We start from the raw sequence: 19079 nt of genomic DNA on the forward strand, positions 1-19079 counted from the left end.
TCAGGTATGCAGCCGCATCCCTTATGTCAGACAAGTGTGTCCATTTTTGTTACAAATTAACCTCTTCCTCCGGCTTCATCAGTCGGAACGGGGAGCGGCTGTTCGCTCTTGCCACTTGGCCCATGCCTAAAAACCAAAGCAACAGCATCAAAAGCGCGATGAACCAAATCCATTCCTGAGTCAGCGTGTTAAGGATGACATCGTAGAGACCGTGCCAAAACCATGGGAATAGCAGCGAGAGCGCAAGAAAGACCTTGCTTTTGGGACCATTTGAGAACTTGGACAGCCCCATATAATAGCCCATAATGACACCGAACATAGCATGACCCGACACTGGAAGAAGCGAACGGATAATCAGGGTCCCGATCGAGGAATAGCCTGCCCACGCATACAACAGGTTCTCCACCGTGGCAAATCCGAGCGAAACGGCTGTTGCATATACGATTCCGTCATAAGGCTCATCAAATTCGGTGTGATTATAAATAATATGGTACAGAACAAACCATTTTAGAAACTCTTCGACCCCCGCCGATATACCGAAAGAGGTAAGCAGTGTATGATCACCGAGCCAGATTGTCAGTCCTCGTTGAAAGATCATGACCGGCAGCACAACGAGAAAGCCCATCAAAAAAACCTTGATGACCATATGCAGCGGCTCGGAGTCGTATTTGTCCTTGAGGTAAAAATAAGTCAGCAGAGCGATACCCGGCGCTATCGCTGCAGCAAGCACTGAAAACAGGAGCACCGTCATCCCTCCAAAAAGTTACAGCCGGCCCGTTCGTCATGCAGGGTCGGCTGTTGTTTCAAAATGCTGCAGCAAGCAGACTGCCAGGGTCTACCTGCTGCGACTTACCGGGTACCGTGGTCAGTTGCGGCTGTCAAAATGTGAGCAGATGGTTGCCACTGCATTCTCAGCCATAACCAGCTTGCCATACTCTTCAAGCACCGCAGGGGTAAGTGAAGAACCTTCCCCGAATTCAGCCAGTAACGCGATAAGAGCAGCATGCCGGGCTTCGTCAACTTCCTCCGGCTCCAGGTATAGAATCCATTTTCCTTTATAGTGATAAAGCTTCCCTGCTTCCGTGATATTGCCATGGAGCATGTGGGCTGCTTCAATAAGCACTTCGAAATCGCTGAAAGCATAGATGATGGAATCACTTTGTTCAAGGGTGACCTCCATCTCATACACTTCTTCAGGCAACTCATCATCAGAACCCGAAATGTACTGCTGATGATCGTATTTCCCCCGGGTTACGATAACGACCATTCCTTGAGCAGGAAGGGCGAATACTTCTACGGCTAATGGACCCGTGGCGTCAAAGCCGAGTTCGCTGTACGCCTGATCCATCATTTCAGTGAACAGCTCATGTACTTTCGGAATCTCCTGCCACATATCTTCTTTCTGTATGCCGCGTTCGCTCAGATCGTCAAATGTAAGGAAAATCCGTATCTTGTCCTGGCTTAATCTTTCTATTTTCATACTGGATCCTCCTCTGCAACCGAGTATTATAAACAGAATATGATGCAACAAAGATACCTGTGATGAAAATGGTTCTATGTAGATAGAATATCATTTTATACCCCTAAATGCACGCAATAAAAACGACAAAAAAAGAATCATTTGCACAGCCTGAAAAAAAGCCGCGAAATGATTCTTTACAGGCATGCGGTCTATATTCCCGGTACCGCTGTATGTGTTTCTTTAAGGATCTGCTCAACCTCTCGCTTGACATCGGGACTATTGCGGATAAATTCCTTCAGCATTTTAATATTTTCTTCTTTTTCGCTGCTGGAGTACGCCCTATTCTTGACTTTGTCTCCAGCATGCTTTGCATGCGTGGCCATCGAAGTTTTATGCTGGCTTTCCTCAATTCCCGGAAGAGCGGCATCCATCAGTTTACTTTTTGCCTTTTCCATCATACCACCGACATCGCCATTACGGACCGATCCCAGCAGTGCGGAACCGCCTTTCCGGGCCATGAGCGAGGTGGCGGCTGCTCCTAGAAGCACCCCTAGAAAAAATGAAGAAGTTTTCACAATCTGGACCTCCTTTTGTGATAAGATCGTCCATAGTGTTCTCTAGATCCAGGGAACTCATGCGGTATAAATACAGGAAAGAGTGATGCACACATGAGCACTAAAGCAGCAGCCATATTGCTGACATCCAGCCTCCTGCTCGGAGCCTGCGGCTCAGATACGGAACCCGCAGCCCCGGCAAATTCTGCCGCACAGTCCGGTCAGGCCGATGCGGGCAAATCCGATGCAGCAGAGCAGACAGCAACCTCTTCCGGTACAGATACGGCTGCCAGCGGCGGAGTCCCCGCCCAGGATAAGAATGAGCCCGCTAAGACAGGGAGAGAGAATCAAGACGTTCAGGGCACGGAAGAACAGACTCCGAAGCTGTACCGGATGAACAGCGCATATAACATTGTTCCTGTCAAGGATGACGGCACGGAGAAAAAAGTGGTTCTTCTGACCTTCGACGACGGCCCGAAAGAGCAGGCTATGGTTGATTCATTGCTTGATACACTGGGTAAGCATGGCGCTAAGGCGATTTTTTTTGTGAATGGGTACAGAGTCAAGGAGCACCCCGAGCTGCTGAAACAGATTGATGAACGGGGCCATATCATCGGCAATCACAGCTATGATCATATCGTTCTGAAGAACGAACCTCTGGCTAAGGTGCGAAAGCAAATTAAAGACGTGCAGGTGCTGGTAAAAGATACAATCGGAACAGCTCCGGTCTTTTTCCGTCCTCCCCACGGAGCCGGCGGGGATGTAGGACGTCAAGTGGCGAAGGAAGAAAATCTCCTGTATATGACCTGGTCTAACGGATCTCTGGACTGGACGATGAAAAAAAGCGATCCGAACAAAAAACAGGCTGTCATCAACAATGTTATGGATCAGCTTCACCCTGGCAGCAATATCCTGATGCACGAACTGCCTTGGACCGTGGAGGCGCTGGACGAGCTGCTCACCAAGCTTGAACAGAAAGGATATGCCTTCGTGGACCCCCACAGCATAGCTACGGAAGCTTCAAAACTAGCGCCGTAAAGCGCCATTTACAGGTAAAATGTTAAACGGAAGAACCCCGTTCTGTACGAGACGGGGCTATTTTCGTTGTGTATTCAGTTGTCAGGGCTTGTCTGATAAGGATGACATAATAACATGTAAAGGAGGTGCCCCTTCGATGCCCCACCATAGAAGAGCCGCTGTTATGAGGACGAATAAAGTGCTCAAAAAGTTCATAAACCACTTGCTTACACGAATGCGCCGTGACGGAAACAGCTCCGCACGAGACACATACACTTCCCCGCCAGCAGCTTCCTCCTCGGTAAGCGGCACCGTGTCTGTATATACATCAGCGTAAGCTTCCACCTTGGCAGCCTGCTGTTTTTGTTCTTTTTGCTCCTTTTTCGGCCTTCTGTTCCGGCCTCTCCCGTATTTTTCTACTCTACTCAGTTCCTTGTTCATGTTTCCCTCCGAAAACGCAGCGCCAGGCCGGATATCAAGTCTATCACAAAATGGCACAAAATTGGCGCCCACAGGCTCCCGGTCTGTATATAGATGTAACCCAAACCATAGCTGCTTAAAAACACCCACCCAGTCGGAATCCAATGCTTGAGATAGCGGATATGGATCAGGGCAAATATAATGCTTGTCCAGTACGGACCAAATGCATACTGAATCGCTCCTCTGAAGAGCAGTTCCTCACATACGGCTACAACAGCGGCAATACAGACGATATGCCAGACCGGCCGGTTGCGGAACAGCATGCGGTTGATTCCCCCATCGTCCATCGCGTCCTCCGGCATGACAGCCGAAATCAGCAGATCAACAAGCAGCATCAAAACGGCAAGCCCAAGGCCCCACCATAGAAATGCCAGGCCTTGGGGAAAAGCCATTACCGCGGGAACGCTGCGTCCCTGAAAAAAAATCCATACCGCTCCGATCACAAGGGTCAGCAATTGGGTGAGATAAAGATTGAACAACAGCAGACGATCGTTGAGCTCTTGTGCTTCCACTTTCCTAAGCTTCAGCTTCTTGATGTTCTTCAGGTTGAATTTTTTCATGATTTTCATTCTCGGTCCTCTGCTATTTATTCATTTAGCATCATAGCCAATTTTCCCTTGTGATTCAAGGCGTCGCAATTCCTGTTCTGCAATATGCAACATGCAATCCGCTCCCCTTCTCCGGCACGCCCTTTTGCCTATTGACATGCTCATGTAAGGCATGATACATTATGAAAAAATTTATTGTTAATACAGACTTTGATGGAGAGAAGGCACTGCAGGTCCTTTCAGAGAGCCGGTGTATGGGTGTAAATCGGCGACAGGCAGTATTCCTTTAGCACTCCTGAGTTATTGCCCCGAAATTTCCGGCTTCTGCCGTTAATGTAGGTGCAGTCGGCGGAAGGCCGTTATCCTTCAGGTCATTCAGACCGTTAAGGCTGTCCGTTGCGAAACGGCTGCGAATTAGGGTGGTACCACGATAACTCTCGTCCCTTACTATGGAGATAGTATGCGGATCGGGGGTTTTTTTGATGATTATAGAATGTATAAGCTTGCAGCTAAGCTGAACCATTCATCATCTCAAGAAAAACTCTTGTCAAATGCGTTCTGGCTTCTTTGAGTATGCGCCGAAAGACGTTTTTCTTATGCCTGGACATTCTTTCAGTGTATTTTGCAGTGGGTGTAATCATATTCCGATCCTTTGGTACTGCAATGCGCCAATGTACTTTGCAAACTGTCTATGCGCACCCGTTTTGCCCGGCAGCTTAACGATGCTTCAACCATATTTTGAGGAGGAAACGCAAAATGTACAAAGTGCTAGTATCGGATCCGATCAGCGACATGGGGATTCAGCAGTTAATGGACGCAAGTGATGTAACAGTGGACAAAAACACGGGCTTGACCGAAGATGAGCTTGTTGCCATCATCGGCGAGTACGACGCGCTGCTTGTCCGGAGCCAAACGAAGGTAACCGAACGGATCATGTCTGCGGGCACGAGACTTAAGGTAATCGGCAGAGCCGGGGTCGGGGTCGATAACATTGACCTGGAAGCCGCCACTCAGCGTGGGATTATCGTGATCAACGCCCCAGACGGCAACACCATTACGACTTGTGAGCATACCTTCGCGATGATGATGGCTCTGGCCCGTCATATTCCACAGGCTTACGCCAAGACGATCGGCGGCACTTGGGACCGCAAATCCTTCCTCGGGGTTGAGCTGCGCAACAAAACGCTGGGTGTGCTGGGAATGGGCCGGATCGGCAGCGAGGTAGCCAAGCGCGCAAAAGCGTTCGGCATGAACATTCTGGGCTACGATCCTTTCCTGACTGAAGATCGCGCCGCAAAGCAAGGGGTTAAGCTGGCCAGTGTTGACGAAATCATCCGTAATGCCGACTTCATGACCGTACACACGCCGTTGACGCCGGAGACACGCCATATGATCTCCAAGCCGCAATTCGAGGTGATGAAAAAAGGCATGCGCATCATCAACTGCGCGCGCGGCGGTGTAATCGATGAGCTCGCCCTTGTGAAAGCCATCGATGAAGGCATCGTTGCCGGCGCGGCGTTCGACGTATTCGAAGCCGAGCCGCCTGCCCAGGATCATCCATTCCTGAATCACCCGAAAATCATCGTGACGCCCCACCTGGGCGCTTCAACAGTGGAAGCACAGGAAAACGTCGCTATCGACGTATCTGAACAGGTTTTGCATATCCTTCGTGACGAGCCGTTTAAAAATGCCGTTAACATGCCGCCCGTAGCTCCTAGCGTGATGAACAAGCTGCAGCCTTATTTCGGCCTTGGCGAGAAGCTCGGCAGCTTTGCCGCCCAAATCACCACGCAGGCGGTGCGGGAAATTCATGTCGAGTATGCCGGCGACCTGTCCGAGGACGATACACAGCCGTTAACCCGTTATATCCTCAAGGGTGTGCTGCGCCGCCATCTGGGCAGCGATGTGAATATCGTCAATTCGATGCATCTGGCCAAATCACGCGATGTCGGCTTTGTAGTGACCAAAGCTCCAGCAACCAAAGGCTTTACGAATTTAATCAGCGTTACGCTGAAAACCCAAGACGGGGAAGAACGCCGTGTGGCAGGAACGCTCCTTACTGGTTATGGCGAACGTGTCGTCAGACTCGACCAGTTCCCGGTGGACGTCGCTCCCGATGCGTATCAACTGCTGATCTCCCACAATGACAAACCCGGCATTATCGGCCGCGTCGGAACCCTGCTCGGACAAAACGATGTCAACATCGCATCGATGCAGGTGGGCCGGAAAGTCATCGGCGGTGAGGCCATCATGATCCTGACAGTCGATAAGGCTGTGCCGAAAAATGTGCTCATCGAGCTGGCTGGCCTGCCTGATCTGAATACCGCCCAGGAGATTGTATTGGAGTAGTTATTGGTTCATTAAGTTGTTCATTCCTTAAAAAAGTCGAGAACCGGAGCTTTCGGTTCTCGACTTTTTCACTCCCCCACCCAAATGGCAAATGAAATGTCCACTTGATCTTGACGCCGGGATTATGCACGCAGCAGCGGAGAGAATGAAGCAATTCCGGAAAAGCGAAGTGTTCGCCTTTGGCCCGGAGGGTCAACAGCGATTGCAGGAATGCTTCATTCTCGGAGCGTCTCCCGGCACCCAGGTCAATGGATCTTCCATTTGCCATGTTCCACGACGAACAATTTTTTCCTGTAATTTTCAACAAAAAAATCGGAAATCGGCATTTTTTAGATTCTTATTTCACAGGCAACGTAATCGTGAATTCAGAGCCCTGACCAATAACACTCTCAGCGCTAATGGTTCCATGGTGGACCTCCACAATATTGCGAACGATCGCTAGACCCAGGCCCGTTCCGCTTTCCTCACCTCGTACCCGTGCCTTGTCCGCTTTATAGAAGCGCTCAAATATATAGGGCAGATCCTCGCTCGGTATACCCACGCCCTCATCGCGAATACGGATGATAATGGATTCTCCCCGCTCATGGGCAGCCCGCTCGGCAAGCATATAGATGTGCTTGCCACCCGGCGTATGTCTGAACGCATTATCAAGTAGATTGGTCAGCACCTGCTCCAGCCTATCCTCGTCCGCAGCAGGGAGCAAAAGAGGAGTGCCCGTGATCCGGTATTCAAGCAGCAGCCCCCGTTCTTTGGAGCGGACAGTGAATTTGCGGTGAACACGCTCCACCAGCTCATCAACCCGTACAGGCCCGCGGTTAATGTCCGTGTGCCCTGCCTCCATCCTCGTCAAATCAAGCAGATCCTTGACAAGCCTTCCCATACGCAGCGACTCGTCATGAATGACTTGAATCAGTTCCTCCGTCTCCTCAGGTGAATCGGCCATACCGTCCAGCAAAGCCTCACTATAGCCTTGCATCATGGAAAGCGGTGTTCGAATTTCATGAGATACGTTGGCGACAAAATCGGCGCGCACCTTTTCCAGACGCTCCTCCTCCGTCACATCGCGGAGAACAGCCACCCCCCCCCGGATCAGTTCATCTGTATAAAGAGGGGCCATCTGCACAGACCACACTCCTTGCTTCACATGGACCTTGGCTCCCGCATCCTCACCTGTCTCCATCACCTGCTCAAATAGAGGCTGCAGCGGCTCAGGAACAGCATAACGTCCTTCGTCCGTCCCACTGCCCTCCCATTTCACTTCACGCCAGCTTTCCAAGGTTTGCTGTCCGGGAGGATTGGTAAGTATGATTTCACCGTCCCGATCAAAGGTGAGCACCGCATCGGTCATGCTGCGCAGCACGCTGGACAGATGATTCTTCTCTGCATTCAGACTGCGGATGGTCGACTCCATCTCAGCCGCCATGTGGTTAAACGTGGTTGCCAGAGCGCCTATTTCGTCACTGCTGACCAAAGACACCCGTATATCATATCGTCCCTTGCGGATCGAATCAGCCGCTTGGATAAGCTGCTGCATCGGCTGCGTTATTTTCGTAAACAAAAACAGGGCGAAGAACGTTGTCAGCAGAAAACCAACGATACACGTATAAGTGAATAACCGCTTGATCTCCGCTGATTCCGTTGCAGCAAAATTAGTGTCTATATATGGAAGCAGAAATAACCCCAGAAAAATAAGCACACAGCCGACCAGGCATATGATTGTTATCCATAATTTTCCGACAAGCGATCTCCAGAAGTTCAATTTATTTCGGTACCTCCAGTTTATAGCCTACTCCCCAGACGGTTGTAATCATGCCTGCCGCTTCCGGTGATACTTTGTTCAATTTTTCACGAAGACGTTTGACATGAGTATCTACCGTTCGCAAATCACCGAAAAACTCATAATTCCATACATCCTTCAGCAGTTCTTCCCGGGAAAACACCTTATCAGGAGAAATGGCCAAATAATGAAGAAGCTCATATTCCTTCGGTGTAAGGCTGATTTCCTTCCCTCCGGCCGTTACGCGGTGGGCGTCATTTTCGATTACGAGATGCGAAAACACAATGCTGTTGCTCGGCGTGGTTTCCCTGGACAAAAAGGCCGTTTCCGAAGATCTGCGCAGAATGGCCTTGACCCGGAAGATTACTTCCCGCGGGCTGAACGGCTTTACGACATAGTCATCGGCCCCTACCTCAAAGCCCTGCACCCGATTGATCTCTTCTCCCTTGGCTGTCAGCATAAGCACAGGTGTAGCCTTTACCTGCCGAAGCCTGCTGCACACCTCCACTCCATCCATACCGGGCAGCATGACATCGAGCAAAATGATACTGTAATCGCTCGCCGTTGCTTTGCGCAGTGCAGTCTCGCCATCCTCGGCTTCATCAATGATGTAGCCTTCTTTCTCAAGATACATGCGCAACAGCCTTCTAATACGCTCCTCATCATCAACAACCAAAATACGGCTATTTTGTTCCGACATATCCAACAACCCCTTATTTATGCTACATGCCTGCATGGCATACCCATGCAAAGCTACTTTCTCTATTTTACTATTTTCCGGGGTTTGGTCAAATTTAAACGAAAACAGAGGCTTTCGCCTCTGTTTATATTTTGAACCAAGTACCTTATCTCCGCCGCCCCTGGCGTTTTTTCTCGGATTTAGCCAGTTGAATCAAACGGTTCACTTCATCTTTGGTAAGCGGCCTCATCAGCCCTCTCTTCAGGTTTTGCAGAAGAAGATCCCCAAAGGCAATCCGCTTCAGCCGGATCACCGGATGGGAAATGGCTTCGAACATCCGTCTGACCTGACGATTGCGTCCCTCGTAAATCGTAATCGAGATCACGGATTCTTTACCGTCCGGATCTACGTCCTTATACTCAACCTCAGCCGGAGCGGTCATGCCATCCTCAAGCTGAATGCCTCGTCTGAGCTTGTCCAGCTCCGTTCCGTGTGGCACTCCCTTAACCGTCGCCACATACGTCTTGGGCACATGATGCCTCGGATGTGTAAGCAGGTTGGCAAACTCACCATCATTGGTCAGCAGCAGCAACCCTTCGGTGTCATAATCCAGCCTGCCGACAGGGTACACCCGTTCTTTCACACCCTTTAGGTAATCGGACACAATTTTGCGTCCTTCCGGATCGGAAGCGCTGGTAATGACACCTTTTGGTTTGTTCATCATCAGGTATACTTTCTGTTCCGATTTGATCGGCTTGCCATTCACCGTTATGATATCCTGAGCGGGGTCCGCTTTCGTGCCAAGCTCTTTAACGGTTTCCCCGTTGACCTCCACTTTGCCCGCAAGAATGAGCTCCTCGCATTTGCGTCTGGACGCCACACCTGCCTGGGCAAGAATTTTCTGTAATCTCTCCATGTTCGTGAATTCACCTCATGCTAATGATACCCAGCGAAGCCCAAAATCACAAGCTGAATTCCTGATCTGCTTTACAACCCTCATTTACAACGCTCAAAAAACGAGAAGACACACCGCTATAGCCGCCGCAAAACCCACAACATCAGAGAACAGTCCCACTTTCAGCGCATAGCGGCCATTTCGGATTCCAATAGCGCCAAAATAAACCGTAAGCACGTACAGAGTAGTATCTGTGCTGCCCTGAATGGTCGAAGCGATCCGTCCGATCATGGAGTCAGGGCCATAGGTACGGATTAAATCTGTTGTATAAGCAAGGGAGCCCGAGCCCGTTAAGGGCCGGAGCAGTCCAAGCGGGAGCACCTCAGGCGGAACATCCCATAAACGAAACAACGGAGCGATCCAGCCCAGTATAAAATCAAGCGCACCCGATGCACGAAAAATACTGATGGCCACCATCATGCCAACAAGCGGCGGAATGATCCCAATCGCCGTCGAGAAGCCGCCCTTGGCACCTTCTACAAAGGATTCGTACACCGGTACTTTTCTCATGTAAGCGTAAAGGGGAATAAACGCCAGGATAACGGGAATAGCCCAGGTAGAAATCAGACTAATGAGTTCAAACATGGAAACTTCCCCTCTCTACATATGCTTGCTCGCCGACTCCCTTGGAATAGGCGGACGCCGTCGCAGCCGCTTGCGGAACCACCGGTCGGCGGCTATAGCCGCGAGCGTGGCAATGCCTGTAGCCATAAGTGTGGTACCGACAATTTCAGCAGGCTGGGCAGAGTGGTAATTCATGCGGATTGCGATCAACGTTGTCGGTATAAGCGTGACACTAGCCGTATTCAATGCAAGCAGGGTGCACATTGCGGGAGTCGCCGTATGTTTGTCAGGATTGAGCTTTTGCAGCTCCTGCATCGCTCTAAGTCCCATGGGAGTAGCCGCATTTCCCAGCCCCAGCAGATTGGCGCTCATATTGGATAAAATGTAACCCATGGCCGGGTGCTGCCGCGGCACATCCGGAAAAAGAAACCCTATAACAGGCGCAAGCAGCCGGGACAGCTTCTCCATAATTCCTGCGTCTTCCGCGATCTTCATCATTCCCATCCAGAATACGAGAACACTGATTAAGCCAAGGCAAACGGTGACAGCAGACGCAGCTCCGTCAAAGGCTGCCTTGGTTACAGCATCCATCTCCCCCTGCACCGCAGCATATCCGACGCCGACAACAATCATAAGCATCCATATTAAATTTACGATGGGATTCACCGCCCTTCTGTGCTTCCGCCATTCGTTTTATGCAGAAAATAACCGGTGCATCACTTCACTCCAAGCGTTTCTCCAGGAGCTCTCCTGTATCCCGGCAGATGCGGGAGGGGAGGACGCCTGTTTTCCGGGCGGGATATAGCTGCCCTTCTCATAGACAGGCACAGTACCGATCAGATTCCCGTCAAGCAGCATATCGATCCTGCCACGAAGTCCGAAGGATGCACGGTCTGAACGGGAGCTTCCAGCTTCTGTGCTCATCAGCACCAGCTTCTTCGATACCAAGCGTTCTTCCCCCTTAGCCAGCGGATAAGAGAAGGAAGCACCTGTGACAAAGTTATACCCGTTCAACAGCGTATTTTTTTGTGTAATTTCCACAACCGGATAATAGCGGAATCCGTAATCCAGCATCCGACTGTGGTCGTTCCAATCGTCGCCGTCATTTAATGTAACAGCAGCAAGCTGGCGGCCGTCTCTGGTGGCTGAGCTGACCAAGCAGCGGAAGGCTTTTTTGGTATAACCCGTTTTCACCCCGTCCGCCCCTTCGTAAAGGCGCAGCATTTTATTTTTGTTCTGCCAGGAATAGTCCCACTGCTCGTTCGGATTGGGTGCTTTCTTAGCTTCTGTTTTGACGATTTCCCGGAACACCGGATTCTGGAGCGCGTACGCTGTGAGCTTTGCCAAATCATTGGCTGTGGAATAATGATCCTCCTCATCCAGACCGTGCGGATTGGCAAAATGGGTATGATTGAGCCCTAGTTCCTCAGCCTTGGCATTCATCAGAAATACAAAGCCTTCCTCAGAGCCGCCCACATGCTCGGCAATGGCTGTGGCGGCATCGTTTCCCGAACGAAGCATCAGGCCATACAGCATGTCTTCCAGCTTCATCTGCTCCCCGAGCTTCAAGAACAAAGAGGAGCCTTCCTTGGCAAATGCTTTACGGGAAACGGTGACCTCGCCCTTAAGGCTGCCATGCTCTATTGCCACGATTGCGGTCATAATCTTGGTCAGACTGGCAATTCTCATCTGTTGATCGCCCTGTTTTTCATACAATATACGTCCTGAGGCAACGTCGATCAGTGCTGCAGCTTCGGCATGATTAGCCGGCTCAGGCGGATGAGCTATTTCTGGAGCGGCTACGGCGGCAGCAGACTCAAATAAAAGGATGATGGGCATGAGCAGGCTTATTAAGACAATCCTGTGACGTATTAACATGGCAACCTCCGGTTCGGGATATGGTCTTATACCAATTTATGTACTAGCTGTAGTAAGTATGTCCCTTGCAAAGTCGAAAAATCCTTCCCGTACAGGCATTTCCCGGTCTTGGCCGGAGAAATAGCTGACGGAAAGGATTAAGATTAGAAGCTTCGAAACACAGTAAAGCTCAAAATTGCATATTACAGATAAGAATTCGTGGTGTGATTCGTGTTGCTGAACGGAGCTTGCGGCGGAATCTCGCTTGCTGTCGTGCCGACATCCGCAGACGATGTTGAATACTCGGATCTTCCAATCATGGATTGGATTTTATCGATCAGGTGCGGTGTAGAATCGATAATTTTCTCAAACAGATGGGTCTGATTATCAAGCGGCACGATTTGTACACCTTGACGGCCTACAACAAGAAAAGCAATCGGCTGAATGGAGACGCCGCCCCCGCTTCCTCCGCCAAATGGATGACTGTCTTTGATACGGCCGGAAGTTCCCGTATGATCCGACACCTCCTCCATGACGTTAAAATCACTGCCTCCTGCCGCAAATCCGAAACCCACTTTACTGATCGGCAGAATAACACTTCCATCCGGAGTTTCAACCGCATCCCCAACAATGGTATTGACATCCACCATGCCTTTAATATTTTCCATCGCCGTTTGCATCAAACCTTGAATCGGGTGATCTGACATAAAAGCTCCCTCCTCCAGTTCATTAAGCTAGTTTTTTCTACATTTATAATCCCCAAAAGCAGTACAGTTATGTAACCCAATTATGCCCGGATTACCGGACCCGGCCGTATAAAAAAATAAGGCTGACCCTTGGCAGATGCTTCCGCCTGAGATCAGCCTGACGAAGAATTACACCTGTGCCGTCGGACGCACGATAATTTCGTTGATATCCACATCAGCCGGCTGCTCGATTGCAAACGCTACCGCACGGGCAATCGCTTGCGGCGGCATTGCGATTTGATCCCGAATCTCTTCAAGCCGTGCCTTTACCACTTCATTGGTGACCCCCTCTGCAAAATTCGTCTGGACAATTCCGGGAGAAATGATCGTTACGCGCAGCTTGTCACCTGCCTCCTGACGCAAGCCTTCGGAGATCGCCCGTACAGCAAACTTTGTACCAGAATAAACTGCCTGGTTGGGTACCGTTTTATGTCCTGCCGTAGAAGCAATATTGATGAAATGTCCACCCCCCTGCTTGCGGAACACAGGCAGCGCCGCCGCGATGCCGTACAGTACACCTTTAATGTTGACATCGATCATATCCTCCCAATCCTCGACACGCAGGTCATCCAGAGGAGAAACCGGCATGATCCCGGCATTGTTGAGGAGAACATCGAGCTTCCCATATCGCTCACATGCCAGCTTGACGAGGTCGGACAGGTCATCGCGCCGTGTCACGTCCATACGAGCATGGGCGACCTCACCACCCGCTTGCACAATACGGTCTGCAAGAGCCTCAAGACGGTCAACTCTACGGGCGCCAAGCACAACTTTCGCTCCTCTTTCGGCAAGCAAGAGCGCCGTCGCCTCGCCTATTCCGCTGCTTGCACCTGTTATGGCGACAACCTTTCCTCTAACCCCATTTTCACTATGATTTGTGGTGCTCATATTCGAGTCCTTCTTTCGTTTTAGTTTGTTGTTTACTGCTGCCCTGCTATTAAAGTATAGGTGAATTTCTTTGTGGACAGATAGTTCATTCATGTTCAATTCTTGCCTAATCCTGCCCATCACGGATACAATAAAGCTTAACAGACTGTACGAAAAAGGAGCTTGAACATGCACCAACCCACTTCAGCATTTCCGATATCGGCATATCAGCAAGAGCTAGCACAGCTCATTCAACGGCATGCGCCTTCAGAGGGCATTCACGTATCGGCTGTAGCCGGGCTCCATTTCAGACGTATTTCACATGAAACCGAGCCTGCGCATACCGCCAACGTCCCCTCCCTCTATGTCATCGCACAAGGTGCCAAGGCTGTTACATTTGGCGATGAAACTTATAGCTGCGACGTATTAGACTGCCTCGTCACTTCAGTTCATTTACCAGTTAGTGGACGAATAACCCAAGCCTCTCCCGGATTTCCCTACCTGAGTGTGCAGTTAGAATTCAGCCTGGATATGATTATGGATATCATTAAGGCATCGCAGCAAAAATGGGATGGCAAGACCGGACCCGGCTTTCTGGTCAGCTCCTCCACCCCTTCGCTGCTTGATGCTGTCATTCGGCTGATCAAGCTTTTGGATACACCCGACGATATTCCGTTCCTTGCCCCGCTCATTCTCCATGAAATTCTATATAGAGTCATGCAGAGCGAGCAGGGATCGATCATTAGACAATTCGCTTTAATCGGCAGCCAGGCGCAGCGCATTACCAAAGCCGTCCATCTCATTAGCCGTGATTATTCCAAGCCATTCCTTATTGAAGAATTGGCGCAAGAGGTTAACATGAGTCCCTCAGCCCTGCATAAGCAATTTAAAAAGGTGACCGCTATGAGTCCACTGCAGTTTCAGAAGGTCATCCGGCTGCAGGCCGCACGGCGCATCATGCTTACTGAAGATTTGGAAGCTGCTGAAGCGGGCTTTCGAGTCGGCTACGAGAGTCCTTCCCAGTTCAGCCGGGAATATGCCCGCCTCTTTGGACGCCCGCCAATGAGTGATGTCAAGCATTTACGTGCTTCTATGAATACTCCCGAGGCCTAATGTGAAAAGAACACTGCGCACAACAAAAAGGCTGGTCTTCAAAAAGATCAGCCTCTAAGCTTTTGATTTGTCTTGCCCGGTGAACACTGCCTTCCATACTGCAAGGCCTCCCTGCACCTTTAAAATGCTTGCCAACAGCCTGAGCAGCGAAAACACCACATAAGCCAGAGAAATGGATGCACTGCATACCACATTCGTGAAAAAATAATTTCGTTGCTCCCAGGAGGGGGTGACAGACAAGGCTGGTACACAGCTATATCGTACAAGTCCGGTTGTCCACCCCACGACAACGCTTTTCACGGCCCAGGCCACTCCGGTTAGAACAGCCGTCTGTGAACAATCCTTCAGCCCGAGCTTGGTTGTCCATTTCAGATGAGACAGGGTTACATGAGCAACCGTTGTTTTCCCCCATTCCTTCAGCGAGACTGAATTCTCGATCAGCAGGCGGAGATTATCTACGATCTGCTTGACTTTATCCTTGTCGACGACAGTATCCTCTTTGTCTTCTTTATCTTTACCCACATTAGCATACTTTTCCAGCCGCACCAGCACCCCTTTGCGGAGCCCTTCCATCATGACGGAAGGCATTTCATACTTGAAACGGATAAGTCCATACAGCATGTGAACCTGCACCCGGGCATAATCGTTATGGGCTTGCTTAAGCACCTCGGCGTGAATGTTCACCTTGGAGAGCAGAACGGCCAGAAGCAGCACAAATGCCGCAATGACAATCCATATCCACACAGCCGATCTCCTCCCCGTCCATACACTTGGTTGTATATTATGTCGTTTAGTATAGCCTTGGAAAAGGAAAACATTCGTCATACGCCAATTTATAGGCAAAACACAACAGGGATGTCCGCAGCCGAAAGGCTGTCCGAACATCCCTGTTATGTTTTATCTATTCTTCTCTATGATCCACATCGTCAATAGTCAGTTGCTGCCGTTCGTCCAGCTTACTGAACAGAAGCTGAGTCTCTTCCTCCAGTTGATCCGTATCTTCAAAAAGATCAGGCTGTGGCAGCTCATCCAAGCTCCCAAGTCCAAAGTAATCCATAAACGCCTTGGTCGTGCCATAAAGAATCGGTCTGCCGATCGCGTCGGCCCGACCTGTCTCCTCGATCAATTCTTTATTCACAAGCGTATGAATCGCCCGCTCCGACTTTACACCTCGTATTTCTTCAATCTCAACTCTGGTGATGGGCTGCCTATATGCGACGATCGCCAACGTTTCCAGGGCAGCCTGGGAAAGGGAGACACGTGCTGGAGAATACGCCAGCTTCTCGAAATAGGGGGCATGTTCGGAAAGTGTAGCAAGCTGGTATCTGCCAGCCAATTTCAGCATCTGCAGCCCTCTGCCTTCCTTTTCCATGTCGCTCTTCATGTCTTCAAGACAATCCGTAACCAGTTCAGGACGCTGCTCCGTAATTTCAGCAATCTGCTTCACCGTCAGTCCTTCTTCACCAGCAAGAAACAGCAGCCCCTCAATAATCGATTTCAGCGTCGGATAATCCATGAACACGTAAATCCCCTCTCCACTCCATCACAATATCTTCGAAAACCCGCTCCTGGTAACATACAATCTGCTTCATCTTCATGAGCTCCAAAATGGCCAGAAACGTCACCACGATCTCATGCCGCTGCATATCTTCATGCATCAGTCGCGAAAACAGCAGCCGACTCCCCGAGCCTGCCTTCTCGAATACAGTAAGGACCTGCCGTATCCGATCCTTTACGGAAATTTCATCCCTGTGAATCCGGGCAACCACCGTTCTCCGCTCGGCTTTGCGCAACGCACGCTTAAAGGCAGCAATCAAATCCGCCGTATGCAGCCCTTGCACCGGGTTAGCTGACTCGCTTGGAACATAAGAGCTTAAATCTTCAGGCTCCTTGCTGAAAATCAGGCTGCGTTCCCATTCCTTCTCACTGAGATGACGGGCAATTCCTTTAAACTTGCGGTATTCTATCAGCTTCTGCACCAGTTCTTCGCGTGGATCGTAATCCTCATCCACGTACATGTCATAATCGTCCATATCGAGCACTGGCGGTTTCGGAAGCAGCAGCTTGCTTTTGATCGACAAAAGGGTCGCCGCCATCACCAGAAATTCGCTTGTAACGTCCAGCTCGAGCTCCTGCATCGTATGAATGTAATCCATATATTGATCCGTGATTTCACTGATCGGTATATCCTGAATGTCAATCTCGGCTTTGTCGATCAGATGCAGAAGCAAATCAAGCGGCCCCTCAAACGTTTCTAGTTTATATGTTACTACCGTCAAAGCTATTTTCCTCCCGCCAAATTCACAAACTGCAGTGTATCAGGATGTGCAGATCATCCGATATTTGAGTCAGAACTGTTTTGTCAAGTTAACCATTTCGATAGCGGCTACTGCCGAATCCCAGCCTTTGTTGCCGGCCTTCGTTCCTGCACGCTCAATAGCCTGTTCAATGTTTTCCGTAGTGACGATCCCGAAAATAACCGGTACGCCTGTTTTGAGATTAATAGCAGCCACACCCTTAGCCACTTCGTTGCACACATAATCGTAATGGGTTGTAGAGCCACGGATGACCGTTCCCAGCGTAATCACCGCGTCGAACTTTCCGCTTTCCGCCATTTTTTGGGCAATCAGAGGAATTTCAAAAGCTCCGGGTACCCACGCCACGGAAATCTCATCATCAGCAGCTCCGTGCCGCTTCAGTGCATCGAGCGCTCCGCTCAGCAGCTTGTTCGTAATAAATTCATTGAATCTCCCAACTACAATACCATATTTTATCCCGGAGGATACCAGATTACCTTCAAAGTAATTAGCCATTCTGATCATCAGCCTTTCTGAGTTTGGTTTTTGGTTATGATCTGGAAGTTCCTTCATTCTGTTCAAGTGTATCGAACGTCAGAAGATGTCCCAGCTTCATCTGCTTCGTGTGGAGATAATTTGAGTTGTCCTCATTTTCCGGAATTTGAATCGACACTCGTTCGACAACTTCAAGCCCATACCCTTCTAAACCTTTGATTTTCCTTGGGTTATTGGTCAGCAGTCGAATCTGGCGTACTCCCAAATCCCTGAGCATTTGAGCACCGATTCCGTAATCACGCAGATCAGCCTTAAAACCAAGCTTCAGATTGGCGTCTACCGTATCCAAACCTTCTTCTTGAAGTTTATAGGCTTTCAGCTTATTTATCAACCCGATTCCCCGGCCTTCCTGCCTCATATAAAGGAGGATGCCCGTGCCCTCCTCCTCGATTTGGCGTAAAGCTGCCGCAAATTGAGGCCCGCAATCACAACGGTGCGAATGGAAGACATCCCCCGTCAGGCATTCAGAGTGTACCCGGACGAGAACCGGTTTCGCGGAATCAATCTCGCCTTTGACCAGCGCCACATGCTCCTTGTGATCCACTTCATTGGAATAGGCAACCGCTTGAAACACGCCGAAATCGGTCGGCATGCGTACAGCCACCTCTCGCTTGACGAGCTGCTCGCTGGCAATCCGGTAGCTGATCAGATTTTTAATGCTGATCAGCTTCAAGCCGTGCTGAGCGGCCATGACCGCCAGATCAGGGAGCCGGGCCATCGTTCCGTCCTCCTTAATGACTTCACAGATCACACCTGACGGGGCAGCCCCGCTCAATTTCGCCAGATCCACAGCAGCCTCTGTGTGACCTGCCCTTCTTAATACGCCGCCCTTCTTGGCAATCAGCGGGAACATATGGCCAGGTCTGCGAAAATCGCTTGCCACCGCCGTAGCATCCACGAGCGCCTTTGCAGTCATGGAACGCTCCGCTGCGGAAATGCCTGTCGTAGTCTTGATATGATCGACCGATACGGTAAAGGCCGTGCCATGAAAATCCGTATTGTTAGACACCATAGGCTTAAGCTCAAGCGCATCGGCGCGTTCCTGCGTAATGGCCACACAGACAAGGCCGCGGCCCTGTGTGATCATAAAGTTGATGGCTTCCGGAGTGGCCTTATCGGCAAGCACCACAAAATCCCCTTCATTCTCACGATCCTCATCATCCACAACAATGACGACTTTACCCTGCTTCAGATCCGCAATGGCATCCTCTATCGAATCAAAAACGATGTCCTGTCCCATTCATTTTCCCTCCCTATTC

Annotated in this window: 21 protein-coding genes; 3 read left to right on the forward strand and 18 right to left on the reverse strand. The window is 50.2% G+C overall.

The window, feature by feature from the left end; genetic code table 11:
* Positions 1–49: 49 nt before the first annotated feature.
* The 3 genes from prsW to OIN60_RS07800 form a co-directional block, all read right to left on the reverse strand.
* A complete protein-coding gene (gene prsW, locus OIN60_RS07790; protein WP_305754299.1) occupies positions 50–745 on the reverse strand; it encodes a glutamic-type intramembrane protease PrsW in 696 nt (231 codons plus the stop codon).
* A 120-nt stretch (positions 746–865) separates the two neighbouring features.
* A complete protein-coding gene (locus OIN60_RS07795; RefSeq protein ID WP_305754300.1) occupies positions 866–1480 on the reverse strand; it encodes a genetic competence negative regulator in 615 nt (204 codons plus the stop codon).
* A 191-nt stretch (positions 1481–1671) separates the two neighbouring features.
* On the reverse strand, positions 1672–2037 hold the full coding sequence (locus OIN60_RS07800) for a hypothetical protein (RefSeq protein WP_305754301.1): 366 nt from the start codon (positions 2035–2037) through the stop codon (positions 1672–1674).
* A gap of 93 nt (positions 2038–2130) precedes the next feature.
* Here OIN60_RS07800 and OIN60_RS07805 point away from each other — a divergent pair, with 93 nt between their 5' ends.
* Positions 2131–3054: a polysaccharide deacetylase family protein gene (locus OIN60_RS07805; RefSeq protein ID WP_305754302.1), complete on the forward strand. Its 924-nt coding sequence runs from the start codon at positions 2131–2133 to the stop codon at positions 3052–3054.
* An 81-nt stretch (positions 3055–3135) separates the two neighbouring features.
* Here the strand turns inward: OIN60_RS07805 and OIN60_RS07810 are convergent, their stop codons facing one another.
* Entirely contained in the window at positions 3136–3474 is a 339-nt protein-coding gene (locus OIN60_RS07810; protein WP_305754303.1) for a hypothetical protein, read from the reverse strand.
* Positions 3471–4049 carry a type II CAAX endopeptidase family protein gene (locus OIN60_RS07815; RefSeq protein ID WP_305754634.1) on the reverse strand — a complete coding sequence of 193 codons (579 nt, stop codon included), beginning with the start codon at positions 4047–4049 and terminating at the stop codon, positions 3471–3473. Before OIN60_RS07815 ends, OIN60_RS07810 begins: the two co-directional genes overlap by 4 nt.
* A gap of 768 nt (positions 4050–4817) precedes the next feature.
* On the opposite strand from OIN60_RS07815, the gene serA reads away from it, so the two are divergent.
* A complete protein-coding gene (serA, locus tag OIN60_RS07820) occupies positions 4818–6410 on the forward strand; it encodes a phosphoglycerate dehydrogenase (protein ID WP_305754304.1) in 1593 nt (530 codons plus the stop codon).
* Between the two features lie 337 nt (positions 6411–6747).
* Here the strand turns inward: serA and OIN60_RS07825 are convergent, their stop codons facing one another.
* The 8 genes from OIN60_RS07825 to OIN60_RS07860 form a co-directional block, all read right to left on the reverse strand.
* Entirely contained in the window at positions 6748–8169 is a 1422-nt protein-coding gene (locus tag OIN60_RS07825) for an ATP-binding protein (RefSeq protein WP_305754305.1), read from the reverse strand.
* Between the two features lies 1 nt (position 8170).
* Positions 8171–8887, reverse strand: a complete 717-nt coding sequence (locus tag OIN60_RS07830) for a response regulator transcription factor (RefSeq protein ID WP_305754306.1) — start codon at positions 8885–8887, stop codon at positions 8171–8173.
* Positions 8888–9032: 145 nt separating this feature from the next.
* A complete protein-coding gene (locus OIN60_RS07835) occupies positions 9033–9782 on the reverse strand; it encodes a pseudouridine synthase (RefSeq protein WP_305754307.1) in 750 nt (249 codons plus the stop codon).
* A 93-nt stretch (positions 9783–9875) separates the two neighbouring features.
* Positions 9876–10406: a spore maturation protein gene (locus OIN60_RS07840; RefSeq protein ID WP_305754308.1), complete on the reverse strand. Its 531-nt coding sequence runs from the start codon at positions 10404–10406 to the stop codon at positions 9876–9878.
* Positions 10407–10421: 15 nt separating this feature from the next.
* Positions 10422–11042, reverse strand: coding sequence for a nucleoside recognition domain-containing protein (locus tag OIN60_RS07845; protein WP_305754635.1), 621 nt, complete (start codon positions 11040–11042; stop codon positions 10422–10424).
* 36 nt (positions 11043–11078) lie between these two features.
* The gene (locus OIN60_RS07850; protein WP_305754309.1) at positions 11079–12263 is read right to left on the reverse strand and encodes a D-alanyl-D-alanine carboxypeptidase family protein; all 1185 of its coding nucleotides are present in this window, start codon (positions 12261–12263) and stop codon (positions 11079–11081) included.
* A gap of 182 nt (positions 12264–12445) precedes the next feature.
* Complete coding sequence (gene ytfJ / locus OIN60_RS07855) at positions 12446–12949, reverse strand: GerW family sporulation protein (protein WP_305754310.1); 504 nt, start codon at positions 12947–12949, stop codon at positions 12446–12448.
* Positions 12950–13117: 168 nt separating this feature from the next.
* Entirely contained in the window at positions 13118–13876 is a 759-nt protein-coding gene (locus OIN60_RS07860) for an SDR family oxidoreductase (RefSeq protein ID WP_305754311.1), read from the reverse strand.
* A gap of 168 nt (positions 13877–14044) precedes the next feature.
* On the opposite strand from OIN60_RS07860, the gene OIN60_RS07865 reads away from it, so the two are divergent.
* Positions 14045–14968, forward strand: coding sequence for an AraC family transcriptional regulator (locus tag OIN60_RS07865; RefSeq protein ID WP_305754312.1), 924 nt, complete (start codon positions 14045–14047; stop codon positions 14966–14968).
* Between the two features lie 54 nt (positions 14969–15022).
* Here OIN60_RS07865 and OIN60_RS07870 read toward each other — a convergent pair whose 3' ends face one another.
* From OIN60_RS07870 to OIN60_RS07890, 5 genes are all read right to left on the reverse strand, one after another.
* Positions 15023–15712, reverse strand: a complete 690-nt coding sequence (locus OIN60_RS07870; RefSeq protein WP_305754313.1) for a DUF2953 domain-containing protein — start codon at positions 15710–15712, stop codon at positions 15023–15025.
* Positions 15713–15869: 157 nt separating this feature from the next.
* On the reverse strand, positions 15870–16484 hold the full coding sequence (scpB, locus tag OIN60_RS07875) for an SMC-Scp complex subunit ScpB (protein ID WP_305754314.1): 615 nt from the start codon (positions 16482–16484) through the stop codon (positions 15870–15872).
* The gene (locus OIN60_RS07880; RefSeq protein ID WP_305754315.1) at positions 16453–17247 is read right to left on the reverse strand and encodes a segregation and condensation protein A; all 795 of its coding nucleotides are present in this window, start codon (positions 17245–17247) and stop codon (positions 16453–16455) included. Before OIN60_RS07880 ends, scpB begins: the two co-directional genes overlap by 32 nt.
* Positions 17248–17316: 69 nt before the next feature.
* Positions 17317–17781 (reverse strand): 6,7-dimethyl-8-ribityllumazine synthase, encoded by a 465-nt coding sequence (ribH, locus tag OIN60_RS07885; protein WP_305754316.1) that lies wholly within the window; start codon positions 17779–17781, stop codon positions 17317–17319.
* Between the two features lie 34 nt (positions 17782–17815).
* Entirely contained in the window at positions 17816–19060 is a 1245-nt protein-coding gene (locus tag OIN60_RS07890) for a bifunctional 3,4-dihydroxy-2-butanone-4-phosphate synthase/GTP cyclohydrolase II (protein WP_305754317.1), read from the reverse strand.
* Positions 19061–19079: the final 19 nt, after the last annotated feature.

Source organism: Paenibacillus zeirhizosphaerae (assembly GCF_030705605.1).
Classification (GTDB): Bacteria; Bacillota; Bacilli; order Paenibacillales; family Paenibacillaceae; genus Paenibacillus; species Paenibacillus zeirhizosphaerae.

Excerpts from the sequence above, each read along its gene's own strand:
- OIN60_RS07795 (WP_305754300.1), bottom strand. The coding sequence starts at position 1,480 with ATGAAAATAGAAAGATTAAGCCAGGACAAGATACGGATTTTCCTTACA.
- OIN60_RS07805 (WP_305754302.1), top strand. The coding sequence starts at position 2,131 with ATGAGCACTAAAGCAGCAGCCATATTGCTGACATCCAGCCTCCTGCTC.
- OIN60_RS07810 (WP_305754303.1), bottom strand. The coding sequence starts at position 3,474 with ATGAACAAGGAACTGAGTAGAGTAGAAAAATACGGGAGAGGCCGGAAC.
- serA (WP_305754304.1), top strand. The coding sequence starts at position 4,818 with ATGTACAAAGTGCTAGTATCGGATCCGATCAGCGACATGGGGATTCAG.
- OIN60_RS07830 (WP_305754306.1), bottom strand. The coding sequence starts at position 8,887 with ATGTCGGAACAAAATAGCCGTATTTTGGTTGTTGATGATGAGGAGCGT.
- OIN60_RS07835 (WP_305754307.1), bottom strand. The coding sequence starts at position 9,782 with ATGGAGAGATTACAGAAAATTCTTGCCCAGGCAGGTGTGGCGTCCAGA.
- OIN60_RS07840 (WP_305754308.1), bottom strand. The coding sequence starts at position 10,406 with ATGTTTGAACTCATTAGTCTGATTTCTACCTGGGCTATTCCCGTTATC.
- OIN60_RS07850 (WP_305754309.1), bottom strand. The coding sequence starts at position 12,263 with ATGTTAATACGTCACAGGATTGTCTTAATAAGCCTGCTCATGCCCATC.
- ytfJ (WP_305754310.1), bottom strand. The coding sequence starts at position 12,949 with ATGTCAGATCACCCGATTCAAGGTTTGATGCAAACGGCGATGGAAAAT.
- OIN60_RS07860 (WP_305754311.1), bottom strand. The coding sequence starts at position 13,876 with ATGAGCACCACAAATCATAGTGAAAATGGGGTTAGAGGAAAGGTTGTC.
- OIN60_RS07865 (WP_305754312.1), top strand. The coding sequence starts at position 14,045 with ATGCACCAACCCACTTCAGCATTTCCGATATCGGCATATCAGCAAGAG.
- scpB (WP_305754314.1), bottom strand. The coding sequence starts at position 16,484 with ATGGATTATCCGACGCTGAAATCGATTATTGAGGGGCTGCTGTTTCTT.
- ribH (WP_305754316.1), bottom strand. The coding sequence starts at position 17,781 with ATGGCTAATTACTTTGAAGGTAATCTGGTATCCTCCGGGATAAAATAT.
- OIN60_RS07890 (WP_305754317.1), bottom strand. The coding sequence starts at position 19,060 with ATGGGACAGGACATCGTTTTTGATTCGATAGAGGATGCCATTGCGGAT.